This window comes from Lacticaseibacillus jixiensis (assembly GCF_042847315.1).
Classification (GTDB): Bacteria; Bacillota; Bacilli; order Lactobacillales; family Lactobacillaceae; genus Lacticaseibacillus; species Lacticaseibacillus jixiensis.
This window is the reverse complement of sequence record NZ_BAAFPR010000027.1, coordinates 17,685-36,943: the sequence shown is the minus strand read 5'-3', so window position 1 is coordinate 36,943 and position 19,259 is coordinate 17,685. Positions and strand designations below refer to the sequence as shown.

21 protein-coding genes are annotated in these 19,259 nt (G+C 51.9%); 18 read left to right on the top strand and 3 right to left on the bottom strand.

Annotated elements, in window-relative coordinates; genetic code table 11:
• Positions 1-115: 115 nt before the first annotated feature.
• From ACGG90_RS12940 to ACGG90_RS12930, 3 genes are all read left to right on the top strand, one after another.
• The gene (locus ACGG90_RS12940) at positions 116-2,254 is read left to right on the top strand and encodes a KxYKxGKxW signal peptide domain-containing protein (RefSeq protein WP_390410039.1); all 2,139 of its coding nucleotides are present in this window, start codon (positions 116-118) and stop codon (positions 2,252-2,254) included.
• Between the two features lie 658 nt (positions 2,255-2,912).
• Positions 2,913-4,373, top strand: a complete 1,461-nt coding sequence (locus ACGG90_RS12935; protein WP_390410037.1) for an ABC transporter substrate-binding protein/permease — start codon at positions 2,913-2,915, stop codon at positions 4,371-4,373.
• 165 nt (positions 4,374-4,538) lie between these two features.
• A complete protein-coding gene (locus tag ACGG90_RS12930; RefSeq protein WP_390410035.1) occupies positions 4,539-5,282 on the top strand; it encodes an amino acid ABC transporter ATP-binding protein in 744 nt (247 codons plus the stop codon).
• Between the two features lie 418 nt (positions 5,283-5,700).
• Here ACGG90_RS12930 and ACGG90_RS12925 read toward each other — a convergent pair whose 3' ends face one another.
• Positions 5,701-6,522: a pyruvate, water dikinase regulatory protein gene (locus ACGG90_RS12925; RefSeq protein WP_390410033.1), complete on the bottom strand. Its 822-nt coding sequence runs from the start codon at positions 6,520-6,522 to the stop codon at positions 5,701-5,703.
• A gap of 128 nt (positions 6,523-6,650) precedes the next feature.
• On the opposite strand from ACGG90_RS12925, the gene ACGG90_RS12920 reads away from it, so the two are divergent.
• The 4 genes from ACGG90_RS12920 (at position 6,651) to ACGG90_RS12905 (ending at position 10,245) form a co-directional block, all read left to right on the top strand.
• Positions 6,651-7,208: a PepSY domain-containing protein gene (locus ACGG90_RS12920; protein WP_390410031.1), complete on the top strand. Its 558-nt coding sequence runs from the start codon at positions 6,651-6,653 to the stop codon at positions 7,206-7,208.
• 172 nt (positions 7,209-7,380) lie between these two features.
• Positions 7,381-7,563: a 30S ribosomal protein S21 gene (gene rpsU / locus ACGG90_RS12915; RefSeq protein WP_054714142.1), complete on the top strand. Its 183-nt coding sequence runs from the start codon at positions 7,381-7,383 to the stop codon at positions 7,561-7,563.
• Positions 7,564-7,582: 19 nt separating this feature from the next.
• On the top strand, positions 7,583-8,026 hold the full coding sequence (locus ACGG90_RS12910; RefSeq protein WP_390410029.1) for a GatB/YqeY domain-containing protein: 444 nt from the start codon (positions 7,583-7,585) through the stop codon (positions 8,024-8,026).
• A gap of 698 nt (positions 8,027-8,724) precedes the next feature.
• Complete coding sequence (locus ACGG90_RS12905) at positions 8,725-10,245, top strand: glycoside hydrolase family 3 protein (RefSeq protein ID WP_390410028.1); 1,521 nt, start codon at positions 8,725-8,727, stop codon at positions 10,243-10,245.
• 54 nt (positions 10,246-10,299) lie between these two features.
• Here the strand turns inward: ACGG90_RS12905 and ACGG90_RS12900 are convergent, their stop codons facing one another.
• On the bottom strand, positions 10,300-10,458 hold the full coding sequence (locus ACGG90_RS12900) for an SPJ_0845 family protein (protein ID WP_390410027.1): 159 nt from the start codon (positions 10,456-10,458) through the stop codon (positions 10,300-10,302).
• Between the two features lie 116 nt (positions 10,459-10,574).
• Between ACGG90_RS12900 and ACGG90_RS12895 the strand changes: the two genes are divergently transcribed.
• The 11 genes from ACGG90_RS12895 (at position 10,575) to ACGG90_RS12845 (ending at position 18,556) form a co-directional block, all read left to right on the top strand.
• The gene (locus ACGG90_RS12895; protein ID WP_390410025.1) at positions 10,575-10,715 is read left to right on the top strand and encodes a hypothetical protein; all 141 of its coding nucleotides are present in this window, start codon (positions 10,575-10,577) and stop codon (positions 10,713-10,715) included.
• Between the two features lie 111 nt (positions 10,716-10,826).
• Positions 10,827-11,423 carry a hypothetical protein gene (locus ACGG90_RS12890; RefSeq protein ID WP_390410023.1) on the top strand — a complete coding sequence of 199 codons (597 nt, stop codon included), beginning with the start codon at positions 10,827-10,829 and terminating at the stop codon, positions 11,421-11,423.
• Positions 11,424-11,540: 117 nt separating this feature from the next.
• The gene (yihA, locus tag ACGG90_RS12885; RefSeq protein ID WP_390410021.1) at positions 11,541-12,152 is read left to right on the top strand and encodes a ribosome biogenesis GTP-binding protein YihA/YsxC; all 612 of its coding nucleotides are present in this window, start codon (positions 11,541-11,543) and stop codon (positions 12,150-12,152) included.
• Positions 12,139-12,420: a nucleoside triphosphate pyrophosphohydrolase family protein gene (locus ACGG90_RS12880; protein ID WP_390410019.1), complete on the top strand. Its 282-nt coding sequence runs from the start codon at positions 12,139-12,141 to the stop codon at positions 12,418-12,420. Before yihA ends, ACGG90_RS12880 begins: the two co-directional genes overlap by 14 nt.
• Before the next feature lie 1,147 nt (positions 12,421-13,567).
• A complete protein-coding gene (locus ACGG90_RS12875; protein ID WP_390410017.1) occupies positions 13,568-14,557 on the top strand; it encodes a PhoH family protein in 990 nt (329 codons plus the stop codon).
• Between the two features lie 15 nt (positions 14,558-14,572).
• Entirely contained in the window at positions 14,573-15,031 is a 459-nt protein-coding gene (gene ybeY / locus ACGG90_RS12870) for an rRNA maturation RNase YbeY (protein WP_390410015.1), read from the top strand.
• A complete protein-coding gene (locus ACGG90_RS12865; RefSeq protein ID WP_390410045.1) occupies positions 15,015-15,413 on the top strand; it encodes a diacylglycerol kinase family protein in 399 nt (132 codons plus the stop codon). Before ybeY ends, ACGG90_RS12865 begins: the two co-directional genes overlap by 17 nt.
• Positions 15,404-15,799: a cytidine deaminase gene (locus ACGG90_RS12860; RefSeq protein WP_390410043.1), complete on the top strand. Its 396-nt coding sequence runs from the start codon at positions 15,404-15,406 to the stop codon at positions 15,797-15,799. The genes ACGG90_RS12865 and ACGG90_RS12860 overlap by 10 nt, the downstream gene beginning before the upstream one ends.
• A complete protein-coding gene (era, locus tag ACGG90_RS12855; protein WP_390410012.1) occupies positions 15,796-16,698 on the top strand; it encodes a GTPase Era in 903 nt (300 codons plus the stop codon). The genes ACGG90_RS12860 and era overlap by 4 nt, the downstream gene beginning before the upstream one ends.
• On the top strand, positions 16,695-17,471 hold the full coding sequence (recO, locus tag ACGG90_RS12850; protein WP_390410011.1) for a DNA repair protein RecO: 777 nt from the start codon (positions 16,695-16,697) through the stop codon (positions 17,469-17,471). Before era ends, recO begins: the two co-directional genes overlap by 4 nt.
• Positions 17,472-18,013: 542 nt before the next feature.
• Entirely contained in the window at positions 18,014-18,556 is a 543-nt protein-coding gene (locus ACGG90_RS12845) for a TetR/AcrR family transcriptional regulator (protein ID WP_390410009.1), read from the top strand.
• Here the strand turns inward: ACGG90_RS12845 and ACGG90_RS12840 are convergent.
• The gene (locus tag ACGG90_RS12840) at positions 18,499-19,095 is read right to left on the bottom strand and encodes a TetR/AcrR family transcriptional regulator (protein ID WP_390410007.1); all 597 of its coding nucleotides are present in this window, start codon (positions 19,093-19,095) and stop codon (positions 18,499-18,501) included. The two genes, ACGG90_RS12845 and ACGG90_RS12840, sit on opposite strands and share 58 nt — an antisense overlap.
• Positions 19,096-19,259 lie beyond the last annotated feature (164 nt).

Genomic DNA, 19,259 nt, shown 5'->3' with positions numbered 1-19,259 from the left:
TTGGAACCAAACATTTACCGGTACCGCCCAATCGACCGTCGCTTAAAGCAAAGAGGTCCGCTTCCCTGAATCTGGGAACGGGCCTCTATTGATTTTCAAGACGGTCTGTTATTGGGTGCTTACAAAGAAATTATATAAAGCAAAGAAAGTTTGGCTGGCCGCTGGGATCGCCGCTGCAACCTTGTTCAGTGCTCAAGCTTTAAACCAAAACAATGTGCAGGCTTCGACCAATCCAGCTTCAGCAGTGAACGCCGATGCTACAGCTGGTGTAAATGACGCATATGCTTTGATGGACAATGGTGGGACGTTTAAAGACGCCAAAACACTGAAGGCAGAAGGTAAGTCACAGGACTATATCGATGCATATACCAACCAAGCAAACTTGGTATATCAAATGACTGGCAGCTATACAGTAACAAAGACTACATCGTCTAGCGCACCAAGCTCGACTCCTTCCTCAACACCAAGCAAAGCCGCTTCGTCAACATCTAGCTCTACAACGTCTTCTGCTACAAGTTCCGCAACTTCTTCCGCAACCAGTAGTGTTGCATCTTCCGTCGCTTCCAGCACTGCATCATCAAATGATGGCTTAAGTGCAGACCAGGCTGCCGGTATGGCTGCTGGCGAAGCTGACAAGAAGGCCGGAAAGCCTGCCAAGACATTCACTGCTAGTGATCAGTACTCTGATGCCTATGAGACAGAGTACCAGTTTGCCTACCAGTTCACTGCTGGTCCTGCAGGCGGTACCTCAAGCAGCGCTGCATCTTCTGTAACCAGTTCTGCTGCTTCAAGTGCTGCATCTTCTGCCGCATCCAGCACCGGCGAATCTTTAGCTGACTTGCAAGCATCATTAGCCAAAGAAGAAGCACATCTCAAGACACTTTCTCCTAGCGGCATGAGTTATGGTATGGTGCAAGATCAAATCAATAAGTTGAAGGAACTGATTGCTGCACAAAGCGGCACTGGTTCAGCATCAAGTTCTGCTCCATCGTCAGCAGCCAGCTCAACTGCCTCTTCCGCTGCATCAAGCGCCGCATCATCAGCAGCTAGCTCAACTGCAAGTTCAGCCGCTTCGTCAACTGCGTCAAGCACTGCATCTAGTGCAGCATCTTCGACTGCAAGCACGACGAACCCTCAATTGGCAAAACTGCAACAAGAATTAGCCAATGAAGAAGCCGAATTGGCTAAGCTTGCAAAGGGCGGCATCAGCTACAACTTGACTCAACAACAGATTGCTCAGTTGAAGACGATGATCGATGCGCTCTATCAAACAGCTGGCTCAACTGCAAGTTCAGCTACTTCGTCAACTGCGTCAAGCACTGCAAGTTCAGCCGCTTCGTCAACTGCGTCAAGCACTGCATCTAGTGCAGCATCTTCGACTGCAAGCACGACGAACCCTCAATTGGCAAAACTGCAACAAGAATTGGCCAAAGAAGAAGCCGAATTGGCTAAGCTTGTTAAAGGCGGCATCAGCTATAACTTGACTGAACAGCAGATTGCTGCATTGAAGTCACAGATCGACGCCTTGAGCACGACTGGCTCTACTGCATCATCTACAGCATCCAGTACTGCTAGTTCTACTGCAAGCAGTACTGCTAGTTCTACTGCAAGCAGCACTGCTTCCTCCACTGCAACTAGCACCGCTACTAGCACTGCTACCAGCAATGGCAACAAGTTTACGACCAACACTGCTGAATACATGGCTCAGCAACTTGGTATCACTGTTCAAGAATACTTGAAGCAACAAGACGAAGCCAAGCTTGCTGATTTCAAAGCAACATACGAAAACTCTGAGAAGCAAGGCTTCACTGCCCAAGCTGCTCTTGCTAAGGCACAATATGATGCTTTGTACGCCAAGATGGTTGCTAACGGTGAAATCACCGAAGGCGGTAACGGCTCCAATGGCAGCACTGCAAGCTCTACTGCATCCAGCACTGCTTCTTCTACCGCAAGCTCTACTGCATCCAGTACTGCTTCTTCTACCGCAAGCTCTACTGCATCCAGCACTGCTTCCTCTACTGCAAGCTCCGCTGCTAAGCCAGTGAACACTGCGGCTAAGGCTGCAACTACTAAGGCTGCAACTACTAAGGCTGCAACTACTAAGGCTGCAACTACTAAGACCGCTGCCACTAAGGCTGCAACTTACCCAGCAACCGGTGACAACAACAATGCTTCAGCTACTGCTGTCGGTGTTGTTGCAGTCCTCGGTGCATTGTTCGGCTTGGCTGGCACTTCTTTGAAGAAGCGCGCCTAGTTCGACATACACCACCCACTCAGGTGCAGAAGTCCTCAACTCATTTTGATGAGTTGGGGGCTTCTTTTTTATGGATCTGTTACGGAATTATTCGTGATTATTGATTTTGAATACGCTGATGTTTGAAATTTGACGCTCGCCACATAATTGTAATATTGACTAGATGCGCACTTGGCGGAAATTAGTCGTCATGATCATGACAATGATTATTCACCAGCCGAATTTCAGCCGCGCCGTTGACGTGTCAAATAAGAACTTAGGTAAATTTCGTTTCAAAAGTGGATTGGGGGACGTTTTGTCTGCCTTGGCAAATCTTTGACGATTTCGCAGGCGGTTTGGCATAATTAAGGCAGATAGTCAGCGACTATCGAATACATGCGCGGAGGCGATCGCCGATTCAGGAATAAAGGGCATTTCTGTACTCGATTGTTACAACCTCCCCTTAACAGAAGCGTAGGCGCTGTGCCTGCGCTTTTTGATATGCCGCGCTGCTTTATGCAGCCCCCAAACCCAAACGCTGCGATGCGCCAGGCCGCTTGCCGAATTGGCACAAAATCTCACCGAATATTCATTGTATAAATATCGATGAGCGTGTAATATTAGGCATGTTGTTCTGATATAAGCGGCGCGACTTCGCGCCTTGTGGGAGGAAATTATCGTGAATAAAGTGATGCGCTGGGTCATCGCGGTTGTTGTGAGCTTAGCTGCCTTCATCGGGCTGTTTGCCACACAGCCGGTGCATGCCGCAGATGATTCATTGGCCAAGGTGAAGGCCAAAGGAACCATTGTGATGGGCACGAGCCCAGATTATGCCCCGTATGAATTCTTGGTCAACAAGAACGGGAAGAACCAAGTGGTCGGCATTGACGTGGAAATCGCGCAGAAGATCGCGTCAGATCTTGGCGTCAAGCTGGTCATCAAGCAAATGGACTTTGATTCGCTGCTGGTGGGCTTAGAGACGCACAAAGTCGACATGGTGCTTTCAGCGATGACGCCAACGGCTGAACGCAAGCAAAGTGTTGATTTCTCGCAGATCTACTACACCGCCAGCCAAGACATCATCGTCAACAAAGCTGACTTAGGCATGTACAAGAGTGCCGAAAGCTTTGTGGGCAAGAAAGTCGGCGCGCAAACCGGCTCGATGCAAGCGGACTTGGTTAAACAAAACATGCCAGACTCTAAGCTCTTGGGCTTGACTAAAGTCACCGATTTGATCTTGGCGTTGAAGTCGCATAAAGTCGAAGGCGTCGTCGCCGAACATCCAGTGGCTGAAGCCTATGTGCAGAATGACTCGCAATTGGCCTTGGTGAAGTCCGGCTGGAAGCTGGATCCAGAATCCAACGGCCAAGCGATCGGCTTTGCCAAAGGCTCTGATGCTTTAGTCGCACAAGCCAACAAGTCGATTTCTGAAATCAAGAAGCAAGGCTTGATCGCCAGCTACACCAAAACCGCCGGCAAGTACATGACGCAGAACACGTCCAACACTTCGATGTGGCATTACTGGAAATATTTTGCCAAAGGGATCGAATATACCTTATTGATCACAGCGATTTCTGTGGTATTTGGGGTTTTGATCGGCACGATCATGGCGCTGCTGCGATTGGGCCGCAACAAGCTGGGTCACGGCTTGGCGGTGGCGTATATCGAATTCGTCCGCGGCACGCCGTTGATGATCCAAGTGATGTTTGTGTATTTTGGCATCGGGTTGTTCGTCGATATTCCTGCCCTAACTGCCGGGATCATCGCCGTGTCCTTGAACTCTGCGGCGTATGTTGCTGAAATCATTCGCTCCGGGATCGATTCGATTCCAGTCGGACAAACTGAAGCGGCGCGGTCGTTGGGCTTGTCCACGCGTCAAACGATGACTTCAGTCGTCTTGCCGCAAGCGATTCGCAATATTTGGCCGGCGCTGGGCAATGAATTCATTTCCTTGATCAAGGAATCTTCAATTGTCTCGATCATCGGTGTTACCGACTTGATCTATCAGCTTAAAGTCGTGCAAACTGCCACGTATAAAGGCGTTGCGCCGATTTTTGTGGCGATGATGTTGTACTTCATCATGACCTTCAGTTTGTCGAAGGTCTTGGGCCACTTCGAGAAGCGCATGGCGCATAAATAGGCTCGGCTGAATATACGGGAATATTTATTCGACAATATTCACAATTGTTGCCCTAATAGTATTGACTGTGAATGCAATGTGGTAGATACTAATAAATATGCAAGATATATGCGAACCTGGCGTTGCGGATGCGGGTTGCCGCGGCCAGTGAAAGGGAGTATTCATATGGCGAAACCATTGATTAAAATCGACCATCTCGTGAAGAAGTTCGGCGATAACGTGGTCTTGAATGACATTTCAGAAACTATCAACCAAGGCGACGTGATTGTTGTCATCGGCGCTTCCGGCGGTGGTAAGTCAACGCTGTTGCGCAGCTTGAACTTGTTGAACCAGCCAACCAGCGGCGACATCGAATTCGAAGGCACCAACTTGGTGGGCTTGTCTGAGAAGCAACTGGATTCCGTCCGTGAGAAAATGGGCATGGTGTTCCAGCAGTTCAACTTGTTCCCGAACATGACGGTGCTGGAAAACATCAAGCTGGCCCCGATGAAAGTCAAGAGCACTGACGACGCTGCGGCGGCTAAGAAGGCGCATGAATTACTGGCGCAAGTCGGCTTGGAAGAGAAGGCTGACGCTTATCCAACCAGCCTGTCTGGCGGCCAAATGCAGCGGGTAGCCATTGCGCGTGCTTTGGCGATGGAGCCGGATGTGATGCTGTTTGACGAACCAACTTCCGCGCTTGATCCAGAAATGGTTGGCGAAGTGCTGAAGGTTATGCAAGACTTGGCCAAGTCTGGGATGACGATGGTCGTGGTGACCCATGAAATGGGCTTTGCTCGTGAAGTGGCAGATGAAGTGTGGTTCATGGATGCTGGCGTGATCGCCGAAAAAGGCAAGCCGGAAGACATCTTCACCAACCCAAAGGAAGCCCGCACCAAAGACTTCTTAAGCAAGGTATTGGCTCAGTAATTGGGCTTTGGGCCGGAACCAGGAGCCGGTGGTGGCTGGTGTTACGGTCAGATGGCGTGGAACGTGGTGGGCGGCGGGCGATAACTTGCCAACTCCGCTTCGCTGCGCCTGTCGAGTGGATCTCGCCCGCGCGCCTTCTTCTAGGCGCCTCCGCACGTTGCGCTCCGTTGCCAAGAAGAACGACACCACTGACGCCATCTGACCTCCACACCAGCCACCACCGGCTCCCGGTTCCTTCGGCGATCGTATGGATCATGAAGATCGTAGTTGACGACGAAATGTGATATCAGGGGCGATAGACCTGATATATGCATAATGTACACATTACTGCGTGTACGACATTTATATAGTAGATTCTCGGTCCAAAATCAAAGGCGCTCACCGGTTTAAAACCCGGTGGGCGCCTTTTGTGCGGTTGTTATTGATTATCAAATTCGTCTAAGCCCAGCTTCTCTAAGATCAACGTCGCGGTTTCTTCAATCGAGCGATGGGCGGTGTTGATCACTTCACAGCCGAGTTTCTTGTACAAGTCTTCAGCAAAGGATAATTCTTCGTTGACTTGATCGCGCGCAGAATAGGCGGTGTCAGGGTTGAGGCCATAGGCAATCATGCGCTGGCGGCGAAATTCCATTAATACCGAAGCGTCAGTGGTTAAGCCGAAAATTTTCTTGGGATCGACTTTCCAGATCTCATCTGGAATATGGGCGTTAGGCACCAGCGGCAAGTTGGCCACTTTGAGGTTGCGGTTGGCCAAGAACAATGACAATGGGGTCTTGCTGGTGCGCGAAACGCCCAATAAGACGATGTCGGCTTCCAAGAAGCCTTTGGGGTCTTTGCCGTCGTCGTATAACACGGCAAATTCCATGGCGGAGATGCGATCGAAGTACTTGGCGTTAAGGTTATGGACGGCGCCGGCAATGCCGCTGGGTTCTTGATGCAGCTTGGCGTTGGAATCTTTTAACAGCGGGGTCATCACATCAGTCAGCGCCACGCCGATTTGCTTGGCGTAGGCGCGGGCGTATTGGCCCATGCCTGGGGTGACCAGCGTGGCGATGACCACCGCGTCGTCTTGTTTGGCTTGATCAAGGGTGGCTTCCAGCTTCGCTTCAGTGTGCACAAAAGGAAAGCGCAAGTAGCGCGGCGCAACGTCTTGATATTGCGCGGCGACGGCTTGGGCGAGCTTCAAGCCGGTTTCACCGATGGAATCAGAGATGATGTAGAGGTTGAGTTCTTTAGTCATAAGTTGCCTCCAAGTAAAGTTTGACACCGTTATCATACCACAACCGCCGCCGTCGTGCCGCCAAACCTTGTCTTTACGGCAGGCGTTATATTCTGTTAAAATAATCTTATAGAAAGAGGTGACCAATCGTGAGAAAATCCCTAATGATCGCATTGATCGCAACCGGTACGCTGCTGGTAGGGTGCGGCCAGCAGCAACAACATAACGATGCCGCCTCAAGCAGCAGTCAAGCTGCGTCAAGCGTTTCTGCAACGCCTAAGATCAAGGTGACTGAACATGATGCGCTGACGCAATTGACCAAAGCTTATCCAGGTGCGCATTTAACCGGTTTAGAGCTGGAGTTGCTTGGCAGCACATATGAATACAAAGTTGAAGGCCAAACCGCGACGCAAGAAGTGAAAGTCGCGGTCAATGCCACTAGTGGCAAGCTGATCCATCAAGAAGCCGAAACTTTAGAAGCCGATGATAAAGAAGCGGCGCTGCCATTGGCTGATGTGATTTCGCGCCAAGCCGCCAGCAAGTTGGCAGTGGCCCAAGTCGGCGCAGGGCAAGCGCGAGAGTGGCAATTAAGCAGCGATGATGGGCGTGTGGCTTGGGAAGTGCAAGTCCATGATGGCACCAAGCAGACTGAAGTGACCATTGACGCGCATTCCAGTGAGATCTTGAAAGTCGATCATGACGATTAAGCGGCTCTTACGTAGTGTGTAAGCCCTGCGCGAATCGTCGCATTTTCCCAACTTTTCACGAAAATCATGAATGCCTTATTGACGGCGTTTTAGAGGTTCGGTATAATGGCTTAGAACTGTTGGCGTATGTTATCTGTCAGTGGTTACACAGTGTCGGAGGGAGGGATATCATATGGCAAAGACGGTCGTTAAGAAAAACGAATCTCTCGATGATGCTCTTCGGCGCTTCAAGCGTACCGTATCCAAGGCAGGTACATTGTCCGAATACCGTAAGCGTGAATTCTACGAGAAGCCAAGCGTTAAGCGGAAGCTGAAGTCAGAAGCTGCGCGCAAGCGTAAGAAGCGTAAGTTTTAATCAAAGGACTTGGTAAACAATGGCGTTAATGAATGAGCTCAATGCTCAGATGAAAACCGCGATGAAGGCCAAGGACAAAGAAACCTTGAGCGTGGTTCGGATGCTTAAAGCTGCTGTGCAAAACAAGCAGATCGCACTCGGCCACGACTTAACGGAAGAAGACGAGAAGAGTGTCTTAGCTACCGAATTGAAGCAGCGCAAGGATTCCCTTGTGGCGTTCAAGGAAGGCGGTCGAGATGACCTCGTGGCTCCACTTGAGAAAGAGATCAAGATCGTTGAGAGTTATCTCCCAGCGCAATTGGACGAAGCTCATGTTGAGGCATTGGTCGATTCTGTGATCCAAGAGACTGGCGCAGCCGGTAAGGCGGATTTTGGCAAGGTGATGAAGACCTTGATGCCTAAAGTCAAAGGTCAAGCGGATGGCGCAATGGTCAACCGCATCGTCAAAGCAAAACTTAGCTAGAGAAAAGCCGCCCGCGGGCGGCTTTTTTTGTACCCCAGAGCGAAAAAACCAGAGCGGAGCAAAGCGCTCTTAGCGGTGGATATAAGACGGGATGACAGTTGGGCGTTCTTTGCCCAATTGGCGTCACGGCTTATATCACGCCGCGTTGCTTTGCGCAGCTCGACGAAGACCACAGTCGTATAAAGCGTGGACTTCAGCTAAAGCCCGGCCAGCCGTTGCTTCGGCACGCGGGGAAAGCAACGGCGCAGGCGGTGCGGCCGGCTGCAACCACGCAAAGTACGCGTGTTTTCCGCCTAAGTTCAAAGCCAGGCGCTCGCTGCGCTCACCTTGCCTGTCTTTGAACTTGCCGCGATCAGCGACGCGAGCCAAGCACAAACCGCTTGTCTTGCGCCGCTGATCGTTTCACGGCCTGACCGTTGCTTTCCCCACGCGCCTACGCAACGGCTGGCCTCCTGTTTTGGAAATAGGCTGCGAATTGGCTAGGCTGCGTAGTCAACAAATTTTGTGCGAGCTGACGGTCAGCTTCAATTCTGGTATCAGGTATCACCCAATAATCACGGTAATCGGATCAGTGGCCCGACACCAACATTGTTCGACGCTGCGTGCAAATGCCGCTATGGCGTGAATTCGGGCCGCATCTGCTTGTGAATTGTGTTAAACTTGGACAGTTAATAAGAAATGATTAGGTGGTAAATTAAATGTTTCATTGGGCAAAATGGGCACTGGTTGCAGCAATTGCAGCTGGTGTGGTCGGCGCATCGACGCAAAAGGTGCAAGCGGTAGGCGAAACGAAGATCAGCGACGCGCAGCTCAAAGCGTATATCGATGGCATGTCAGAAGATGAGCAAATCGGGCAGTTGTTTATCAGCCGCACGCCACAATCGCCGCAACAAGGCCGCCAAGCCGTGGCCAAATACCACCTCGGGGGATTGGTGCTGTTTGGGACGGATTTTGAAGCTGGCAGCGCAGAACAACTCAAGCAAACGGTGCAAAGTTATCAAGCGCAAGCCAAGGTGCCGTTATTGATCGCCACCGATCAAGAAGGCGGCACTGTGTCGCGGCTGTCATCCAGTCCAAGTTATGCGAATTCGACTTTTCCTTCGCCGCAAGAAGCCTATCAAGCCGGCGGGATGAGCAGTGTGCTGTATCAAGCAGAGTTGGCGGCACAAGATCTGCACTACATTGGGGTCAATTGGAATTTTGCGCCGATCGCTGATGTGGCCAAAGATCCTAACAACTATATTTATGATCGGACCTTCGGCAAAAGCTACAAAGAAACTGCCGAATACATCAAGCAAGTGGTGCCTGCCATGCAAAGCCAAGGCGTCGGCGCGACGCTGAAGCATTTTCCCGGATACGGTGCGGCTGGCGATACGCATACTGGCTTTGCCAAAACCACCACGGCGTATGACACACTGGCCGCTCAAGACCTGTTGCCGTTTAAAGCCGGGATCGATGCTGGCGTCGACGGCATCATGGTCACGCACATTGTGATGACGGCCATCGACAACAAGTATCCTGCCAGCTTGTCGCATAAGGTGATCACCGGCGTGTTGCGCAAGAAGCTCGGCTACAAAGGCGTGATCATCACCGATGGCTTGGAAATGGGCGCCATTGGTCAATTCAAGAAAGCCAATCACATTCCATCAATCGATGTCTTGGCTTTGCAAGCCGGCGACGATGCACTGTTGGCAGAAGATTACGCAACCGGCGTGCCGGCGATCAAGAAGGCCTTGGCTGAACATAAATTGTCGCATGCGCAAATCAAAGCTGCTGATTTGCACTTGCTGCAGCTGAAGAACAAGCTAGGCTTGCTTGAGGCCAGTGCTTTCATCAAGCCCAACTTAGCAGTGGCTGCAACCAACACCACCAAGTCGGCGACCATTGCCGGTGCCTTGCAAGATCCGAGTGTCAAAGCCGGCACCAAGCTGCTGGCGCAAGTGGCTGGACACACGGTGGCAAGCGCTGTGTTGGCGCAAGATGGCAAGTTCAGCTTCGATGTACCGCTGAAAGCCAAGCCGCAGCGGGTTGTTGTGCGCGTGGCCAAACTGCACAAAACCCTCAGCTTGCCAGCCAAAGGCAACCATCAAACCAAGAAGGCGGTGGCAGCAGCAAAGCCGTCCGGCCATTCGCTGAAAGACTCTTGGCCGCTGATGGTGGTCATCGGCGGCGTGGTGATCGTTTTGTTCGGGATCGTGTTATTGCGACGCCGGCGATAAGTCAAAAAAAGCACCTGCGAATTGATCGCAGGTGCTTTTGCGTTGCTCGACGGGTTACTTGCTTGCTTTAGGTTCAGTGGCAGCTTTGGCAGTCGGGTCGTCTTGTTTCTTCTTCAAATCGGTTTCTTGCTTGGCAGGCTTGCCAGTGGGAACGGTTGCGAATTTGTCGAACATTTCATTCAAGTCATTCTGTGCGTTGATGTGTAGTGCCATGAGCATGCACCTCCTGTTTGCGGCAATTATAACATGTAACCAGAGCAGAGCAAAGCGGGTTTAGCGGTTGATATAAGGCAGGATGACATTTGGGCGTTCTTTGCCCAAGTGGCGTCATGACTTATATCACGCCGCGTTGCTTTGCGGCGCTCGACGAAACCAAAGCAAAGCGGGTGCGCGATGTGGATAAGGCGACGTTGCGCCACGCAGCTCGACAAAGTGCAAAGCAGATCCAGTACCATCTGTATCGTCACTGAATCCACCGGTAATTCTGCGTAAATTCATGCGCTGATGAATCGTCGAACATGCTGTTCACGGGTATGTGACGTGGTATACTTAATTATAATTATATTCGCGGAGGTTATCGAATGGATCGGGTCATGGGCATTGTCACAAACATGTGGTTTCGGGAACTGGTGCTGGTCGCCTTGATCGTCTTGTTGCTGGTGCGGTATTATTTCCGTTATGTCAGCGCCGTTAAAAGCAACGGGTTGCGCAGCAAGCGGCGGCGCACGCACAATGTGTTGGTGAACACACGGGTGGCTTTGGTGATCTTGGTGTTGGCGCTGGTGGCAGTGGTGGGATACGACCGTGTGTTGCCAAAGCTTAACATCGGCGGGGCCAAAACGGCCCAAGCGGCCAAACCGGCGGCTAAAGCGTCAAGCCACCACAAAGTTGCCGCCAAGAAATCCAGCAAGAAGAAATCATCCAGCAGCAAGTCTTCCAGCAGCGCGCCGCTGGATGCAACACGAGCTGTGGCGATCGTTAAAGGTTATTACGAGAAGAACCCTGATGACACCACCAATAACGGCGTGACGTCTTATCAATTCGTCCAGAAAGGCTCCGATTCTACCGGCGCCCAAGTTTATCAAGTCGGCGGCTATGGCGTCGGCCAAGATGGCAGCCAACAATTATTACATATGTTTTACGTCCATGCCGACGGGAAGTTTGACGTGGCATATTAAGCTTTTGATGAAAGGTGCTTGCGTGGCGGGTGCCTTTTGTTGTGGCCGTCACTGATTTGTAACGCGACGGCTTGCGCTGGTATGATAAACTGTTTAAGTTAGATAAGGAGTGATCGCATGAAGATCCACAACGTTGACCTGACGATTTCGGCGGTGGCCGCCAAACAATACCCGGATACTGGTTTTCCGGAAATTGCCTTTGTTGGCCGCTCGAATGTCGGCAAGTCCAGCTTGATCAATCGCCTGATCGACCGCAAGGCGATGGCGCGCACCTCAAGCGTCCCAGGCAAGACGCAAACATTGAATTTCTACATTCTGGAAGACATGCTGTATTTTGTCGATGTGCCAGGCTACGGTTTCGCCAAGGTGTCCAAGGCCGATCGCGCGCGCTTTTCGGCGATGATCGAAGAATACTTGACCAGTCGCAAGCAGCTGCGCGGGGTGGTGCAGCTGGTTGATGCACGCCACGCGCCAAGCGAAGACGACGTCAGCATGTACCAGTATTTGAAGTATTATCATATCAAGACTTTGGTGGTGGGTACCAAAGTTGATAAAACCAGCCGCGCCAAAAGGGCTTCGGTGATCCGCACGATCACCCAAACGCTGGATATGAACCAAACCGATGAATTGATCTTGTTCTCCGCTGAAACCGGCGAAGGCAAGTCCCAAGTATGGCATTGGTTAGAAGAAACCGCGGGAATTGGAGGAGAAGACAGTGGAGCTGAGTGATTATCAGAAGGAAGCCAACAAAACTTTGGCCGGCAATGAACATGTGTTGACCAACTTGGCGTTAGGCTTGTCATCAGATTCAGGCAACGTTGTAGACTTGATCAAGAAGTACACTTTCCAAGGCCAAGATCTGGATAAAGATGCCTTAGAAGAAAAAATGGGTGATGTGTTGTGGTATCTCTCCCAAATCGCCTTGTGGGCCAACATCGATCTCGATGATGTGGCCAAGGCCAACTTAGATTCATTAGCCAAGCGCTACCGCAATTAAATCTTAAAAGCCGCCGGGTGCGGCTTTTTTGTTACCCCAGAGCGGAGCAGCCCGCTTTTAGCGGTGGATATAAGGCGGGATGACGCAAAGGCGGTTTGTGCCTTGGCGGCGTCACGACTTATATCATGCCGCGTTGGGCTGCGCAGCTCGACGAAGACCACAATCGTATCATGCTCGGACTTGGTGCTTGTCCAGGCGCCCGGACAGGTGAAGCTCCGGTGCGTGGTGCGGCAAGCCGGCGCAGGCGGTGCGGCCGGTTCCAACCACGCAAAGTACGCGTGTTTTCCACCTAACTTTTGAGCTTTGCACTCGCTGCGCTCGCCTTGCAAATCTCAAAAGTTGCCGCGATCAGCAACGCAAGCCTTGCACAGCCCGCAAGGCTTGCGCTGCTGATCGTTTCACGGCCTGACCGGCTTGCCGCACCACGCGCCTACGCTTCACCTGTCCTTTGGAATTGGTATCAAGATCAGAATTGGCCGATTAAAGGCGTATGTCCGATACCAAAATGGTGTATATTCAGTGCAAGAGAGACTGCAGCCAATCGACAAGTACGCGATGAGATGTTTTATGGCTGACGATATAACGTTGTGGGTTAACCGCAGCCTTGTCGAAAGTTTGGAATGATTCGTCATGCGGTCGCGTTACTTGACCAACGCTAAGGCGAATTTGTGAGCTTGTTCAGCAGGATTTCGTATCATCGCTTCATTCATAGCCGATATCAATTACCGTAGGATTGGGGCAGCGTAGGCACAGGGCAAAGTGGTCAGGCCGTGAAAGGTGTGCTGGCAGGGAAGACTTGCATCGACGCAAGCGCAGCGCAGCTAGAGGCGAGGCTTCCCTGCCAGCACACCCGGCAAATTCTAAGACCGCGCTGAGCGAAGCGATGCGGGCTTAGAATTTAGGCGGAAAACGCGCGAACTTCTGCGCGGTTGCAGCCGGCCGCACAGCCTGCGCCGCTTTGCCCTGTGCCGGAGCTGCACCGATCCGGCCCCGGCCGCACAGCCTGCGCCACTTTGCCCTGTGCCGAAGCTGCACCGATCCGGCCGCAGCCCAGCCAACAACGTGAATTTTGCAGTATTCCAAACGGTTATTGTGAAGATATGGTAAACTTAGAGTAATCTGATTTCACCCAAGGAGGCCAATGTTTTTGGCGGAAAACACCAGTAATAAGACGTTCTTGCTGTCGAGTCCTGAAGAAGCGATCACGATGGCAGGAATCAATGACCAGCATTTTAAGATGATCGAAGAAGCGCTTGATGTCACGATCACGCCGCACGGCCAAGAGCTGCGCATTCAAGGCGAATCTGTTGCGACCAGCTTGGCGTATCAATTGCTCACCCAAGTGCAGAACCTGCTGCAACAAGGCATCAGCTTAGGCGCACCGGACATCGCCAGCGCCATCAACATGGCCAAGCGCGGCACCTTGGAATATTTTGCCGAGATGTATTCGGAAACCTTGCTCAAAGACGCCAAGCACGCCCCGATTCGCGTCAAGAACTTCGGCCAGCGCCAATACGTCAACAAGATCCGACACAACGACATCACCTTTGGCATCGGCCCTGCCGGCACCGGTAAGACTTACCTGGCTGTCGTCATGGCTGTCGCCGCGATGAAAGCCGGCGAAGTCGACAAGATCATTTTGACCCGCCCGGCGGTAGAAGCCGGCGAAAGCCTGGGCTTTCTGCCAGGCGACTTGAAAGAAAAAGTCGACCCTTACTTGCGTCCCGTATATGACGCGCTGTATGCCGTGTTGGGCAAAGAACACACCGATCGCTTGATGGACCGCGGCGTCATCGAAATCGCGCCGCTGGCTTATATGCGCGGGCGGACTTTGGATAACGCGTTTGCCATCTTAGACGAAGCGCAAAACACCACCCAAGCGCAAATGAAGATGTTTCTCACGCGGCTTGGTTTTGGCTCAAAGATGATCGTCAACGGCGATATCACCCAAATCGACTTGCCTAGAAACACCAAGTCAGGCTTGATCCAAGCACGGCAGCTGCTTAAAGATGTGGATCATATCGCCTTCACCGAATTCTCGGCGGCAGACGTGGTGCGCCATCCGGTGGTGGCAGCGATCATCAATGCCTATGCCCAACAAGACGAAGCGACGCTTAAAGCGCGCGCGGCCCAATAGGAGAGAGACTGAACTATGGATTTAGAATTTTATGATGATGACCAGCGCTTAGATGATGAACACGCCAAGCTGGTGCAAGACCTGGTGGCTTTTTGCGGCAAGGAACTGAACAAACCTGAAGACACTGAAATGTCCATCACGATCGTGTCTGATGAAGAAATTCAGCGCATCAACCGCGAATACCGCAACACCGATCGGGTGACAGATGTGATTTCGTTTGCCATTGAAGACGGCGAAGACCAGCTGCCGCAAGTTGATGGCTTGCCGGAAAATATCGGCGACTTGTTCATCGACCCGGATAAGGTGCGCTTGCAAGCGACTGATTACGGCCATTCTTTCGAGCGCGAACTCGGCTACACTGTGGTGCATGGCTTCTTACACTTGAATGGTTACGACCATATCAAGCCAGAAGACGAAGCTGTGATGATCCCGCTGCAAGAGCGGATCCTTGACGCTTATGGCCTTAAGCGATAAATACCCGTACAAAAACCATAACTTCGGCCAATCACTGCACCATGCACTGCGCGGGTTAGGCGCCATTGTTAAGCGTGAGCGCAATTTTCGCTTCGACTTGATTGCGACTTTGGTAGTGGCGGGATTAGGCTGGTGGCTGCAAGTTTCGCGCAGCACTTGGCTGTGGCTGATCGCAGCAAGCGGCTTGGTGCTGATAGCTGAAGCGTTCAACTCAGCCATCGAAGCTTTGATGCGCTGGCAAGTCGGCGACCGCTTTGATCCGGATCCGCGCATCAGCCGGGTCTTGGACATGGCCGCCGGTGCAGTATTGGTGGCGGCGCTCATTGCGGCGCTGATCGGCGTGATCGCATTATGGCCGTATTTGGTGGAGGCATTGACATGAACGAATTGATCCAAGCAGCAACCGCTGCGCGCGAGCATGCATATGTGCCATATTCGCATTTTGCCGTCGGGGCGGCGGTGCAAACGGCAGACGGGGAAATTTATGCCGGGTGCAATATCGAGAATGCCAGCTATGGCCTGACGATGTGCGCCGAGCGCAACGCCATGTTCAACGCGGTGGCAGCCGGGCACCAGCAGCTGGTAGCCATGGCGGTGATCGGCCAAACTGACGGCCCAATTTCCCCATGTGGCGCCTGCCGGCAGGTGATGGCAGAATTCTTGCCGCAACAAGCGCCTGTATATTTGACGAATTTAGCCGGGGACTTGACCACGACCAGCGTGGGCGAGTTGTTGCCTGGTGCTTTTCTTAAAGGAGAACTCATTTGACACATCATTCTGGTTTCGTTGCGATTATTGGCCGGCCTAACGTCGGCAAATCGACTTTCATGAATCGGGTGCTTGGCGAGAAAATCGCCATCATGTCGCCTAAAGCGCAAACCACGCGCAACAAGATCAACGGGATTTACACCACCGAAGACTCACAAATCGTCTTCGTTGACACGCCAGGCGTGCACAAGCCGAAGAACGCGTTGGACGATTATATGGATACCGCAGCGCTGTCGACGTTAAACCAAGTGGATGCGGTGTTATTCATGGTGCCGGCAGATGAAAAGCCTGGTGCCGGCGATCAATATATCATGAGCCAGCTGGCGCATGTCACCAAGCCGGTGTATTTAGTCGTTAACAAAATCGACTTGGTTCACCCAGACGACTTGTTGCCGTTTATCGACCATTATCGCCACGGCCATGATTTCGCCGGGGTCTACCCGATTTCTGCCACTGAAGGCAACAACGTCGATGAGTTGTTAGCTGACTTGACCAACAAATTGCCAGAAGGGCCGCAATATTACCCTGATGACCAACTGACTGACCATCCGGAGTATTTTGTCGTGGGTGAGTTGATTCGCGAACAGATCTTGCAGCTGACGGACAAAGAGATCCCGCATTCCGCCGCCGTGGTGGTGGAGCGCATGAAAGATCGCACCGAAAACGGCAAGCTGATCATCGAAGCATATATCATCGTCGAACGCGACGGGCAAAAGGCGATCGTCATCGGCAAAGGCGGCAGTATGCTCAAGAAAATCGGCACCCGCTCGCGGCGGGAAATTGAATTGCTCTTAGGCGACAAGGTCAACTTGAAATTGTGGGTGCGCGTGCAGAAGAATTGGCGCGACAACAATGCTTATCTGCGCACACTGGGATATAACGCCAAGGACCTGCGATGAACCAAGCGGCTGTCGAGTTCAAAGGCTTGGTCTTGGCGCGCCATAATTATCGCGAATCTGATATGCTTGTCAAAATGCTGACAGATCACTATGGCAAGCACATGTTCATGCTTAACCGCGCGCGCAAGCCAGGGTTTCGTATGGCGGCAGGCTTCTTGCCTTTTACCCAAGGTTTATATGTTGGGACGATCAACGACCCGGGGTTGAGTTTCATGACCACGGTCAAAGACGCCAGCCAGTTTCAAACCATCAGCCAAGATATTGAATTAAACGCTTATGCCACGTATATCTTGAGCTTGATCGACCAGGCTTTCCCTGACGGCCAACCGATCCCGCAATGGTATGAGCACGCCTTGCATGCGTTGACCTTGATCGATGAAGGGATGGATGCGGCGGTGGTGTGCAACATCACCGAAGTGCAAATGCTTGGTGCCTTTGGCGTGCAGCCTGAGTGGCGCGGATGCGTGATCGATGGCCGCAGTGACTTGCCGCTTGATTTCTCAGAAAGTTATGGCGGGGTGTTGTGTCAGGAACATTGGCATATGGATAACTACCGCTTCCATGTCACCCCTAAAGCGATGTATTTGTTGCGGCGCTTTTCGGTGGTGGATCTGGCCCAGCTGCACAGCATTTCCGTGTCTGAGGTGACCAAAGCCGATTTGCGCCGGGTGCTGGATCGGATCTATCGCGATATGGTCGGCGTGGTGCCTAAAGCCAAGCGCTTCTTAGATCAGATGCATGATTGGGAGCAGAAACTGCCGCCGAAAGAGTAGTGTAGGGGAGCGGGTCAAGGCAGCGCCGCACCGCAAGGCCAGGGTTGGCGCAGGCGGTGCGGCCGGTTCCAACCGCGCTGAGAAGCGCGCGTTTTCCACCTAAGTTTCAAGCCCCGCATCGCTGCGCTCAGCGCGGGTCTAGAAACTTGCCGCGATTGACGCAGAAAGCCAAGCACAAACCGCTTGTCTCACTGCGTCAATCGTTTCACAGCCTGACCGACCCTAGCCTTGTGGCACGGCACTGCCTTGGCTCTGGGTTTGTCGAATCGACGGGGTCGTTGGCTGGGCAACAACTGAGCGCTTGGGGCTTGGCCCACAGCCAAACCAATGCGCAGACAAGTAGCAAAATCAATTGGAAGCGCGGCTATCGCAAAGATGGCCGCGCTTTTTGGTGTGAAAATATAGGAAATGCCTGTTAATTAATGGGCAGATGTTCATTAACGTGCAGATTTTGTTAATCTTGAGTTGGGTTTTCAACAAGGTTCCATGCTATAATTTGTATATAAATAGACATATGTTCAATAATAAACGGAGGAAAAGCCATGGATCGTCGGGTACGCAAAACCAAGCAGGCCTTAGAAGATGCTTTCTTGGCGTTGGAACACCAAAAGCCCGCCAACCAAATTACGGTTGCCGAGCTGTGCGCCTTAGCAGATGTGGGGCGCGGGACATTTTATTTGCATTATCAAGATGTGCAGGCCTTGGCTGCAGAAATCGGCGACCGCTATGTGCAAGCGCTGCTGGATCAGTTTGCCAAGCCTGGCCCGCAGTTGTTTGATGGCAGTTATCGCGACTGGCTCAACAGCTTGTTGCATTATTTGCACAGCCATCAAGCGGCGTTTGCCTTGATCTTTCGCGGCGCCAATCGCGGTGCGGTGCAAGAGCGGCTGCAGGCGGCTTTCGCGGCGCTTTTGCCTGGAGATGCAATTGAGGTGACTTACACCGTTAGTGGTGCTATGGGCTTGATCAGCGCTTGGCTGCTTGAGTTGCTGGATGTCGATCAAGCCGCGGTGGTGGTGCGCTTGGATCAGGCGTTATTGGCGCTGGTTTGGCCAAATGGCGTGCCGAGCAATTCGACTAAGTAAGCCCGCGCTTCGGTTAAGGAAATGTCGTGTTGCGCCAAGAACACCCATTCCAGCACCAATAACACGGTGTTGGAATAATATTGCGCCACTAAAGCGACTGGGGTGTGGGCGCGCTGGACATTCACGTTATTGGCGAAAACTTGCGTCATTTCACGCGTGAAGTGATTGATAAAATCCGTGATCAGCGAGCTTTCCAGCGGATTATGCGCCACCACGCGGTTCAATAAGTCGCGGTGGGTATCAAACAGCGAATACACTTCATCAAACACGGTTAACAGCGCGGTGCTGCTGGGTTGGACCTTGGCCAAATCCAAGTGGGCGTCTTTACCCAGCTGAAACCAGCAGTATTCAGTCAGATCATACTTGTCATCGAAATAGTTATAGAACGTTGCGCGCGGGTAATCACACCGGGCGCATATTTCGTTAACCGTGATCTTGTCGAAGCTTTTTTCGCCTAACAAGTTGAACATGGCTTCAGAGAACGCCTTAAGCGTGCGCTGGGTGTTGCGATTGAGTTTCTGATGCGGATCGTATTTCATGAAAAATAATCCCCTTACATTTAGACAAACTGCCGCGATGTGTCCAAGTTTAGACGACAACCCAAGGATTGTTTATTGTCTAAGCCTTAACATGAATCTATCATGAAATTTGTGGATTTACAACTGTCTAATTTTAGACGATTAAACGAATTTTCTTTGGCCGT

Excerpts from the sequence above, each read along its gene's own strand:
- ACGG90_RS12925 (WP_390410033.1), bottom strand. The coding sequence starts at position 6,522 with ATGACTAAAGAACTCAACCTCTACATCATCTCTGATTCCATCGGTGAA.
- ACGG90_RS12890 (WP_390410023.1), top strand. The coding sequence starts at position 10,827 with ATGGATCGGGTCATGGGCATTGTCACAAACATGTGGTTTCGGGAACTG.
- recO (WP_390410011.1), top strand. The coding sequence starts at position 16,695 with ATGAACCAAGCGGCTGTCGAGTTCAAAGGCTTGGTCTTGGCGCGCCAT.
- ybeY (WP_390410015.1), top strand. The coding sequence starts at position 14,573 with ATGGATTTAGAATTTTATGATGATGACCAGCGCTTAGATGATGAACAC.
- ACGG90_RS12840 (WP_390410007.1), bottom strand. The coding sequence starts at position 19,095 with ATGAAATACGATCCGCATCAGAAACTCAATCGCAACACCCAGCGCACG.
- ACGG90_RS12910 (WP_390410029.1), top strand. The coding sequence starts at position 7,583 with ATGGCGTTAATGAATGAGCTCAATGCTCAGATGAAAACCGCGATGAAG.
- ACGG90_RS12865 (WP_390410045.1), top strand. The coding sequence starts at position 15,015 with ATGGCCTTAAGCGATAAATACCCGTACAAAAACCATAACTTCGGCCAA.
- ACGG90_RS12900 (WP_390410027.1), bottom strand. The coding sequence starts at position 10,458 with ATGGCACTACACATCAACGCACAGAATGACTTGAATGAAATGTTCGAC.
- rpsU (WP_054714142.1), top strand. The coding sequence starts at position 7,381 with ATGGCAAAGACGGTCGTTAAGAAAAACGAATCTCTCGATGATGCTCTT.
- ACGG90_RS12930 (WP_390410035.1), top strand. The coding sequence starts at position 4,539 with ATGGCGAAACCATTGATTAAAATCGACCATCTCGTGAAGAAGTTCGGC.
- ACGG90_RS12895 (WP_390410025.1), top strand. The coding sequence starts at position 10,575 with ATGACTTATATCACGCCGCGTTGCTTTGCGGCGCTCGACGAAACCAAA.
- ACGG90_RS12905 (WP_390410028.1), top strand. The coding sequence starts at position 8,725 with ATGTTTCATTGGGCAAAATGGGCACTGGTTGCAGCAATTGCAGCTGGT.
- yihA (WP_390410021.1), top strand. The coding sequence starts at position 11,541 with ATGAAGATCCACAACGTTGACCTGACGATTTCGGCGGTGGCCGCCAAA.
- ACGG90_RS12845 (WP_390410009.1), top strand. The coding sequence starts at position 18,014 with ATGGATCGTCGGGTACGCAAAACCAAGCAGGCCTTAGAAGATGCTTTC.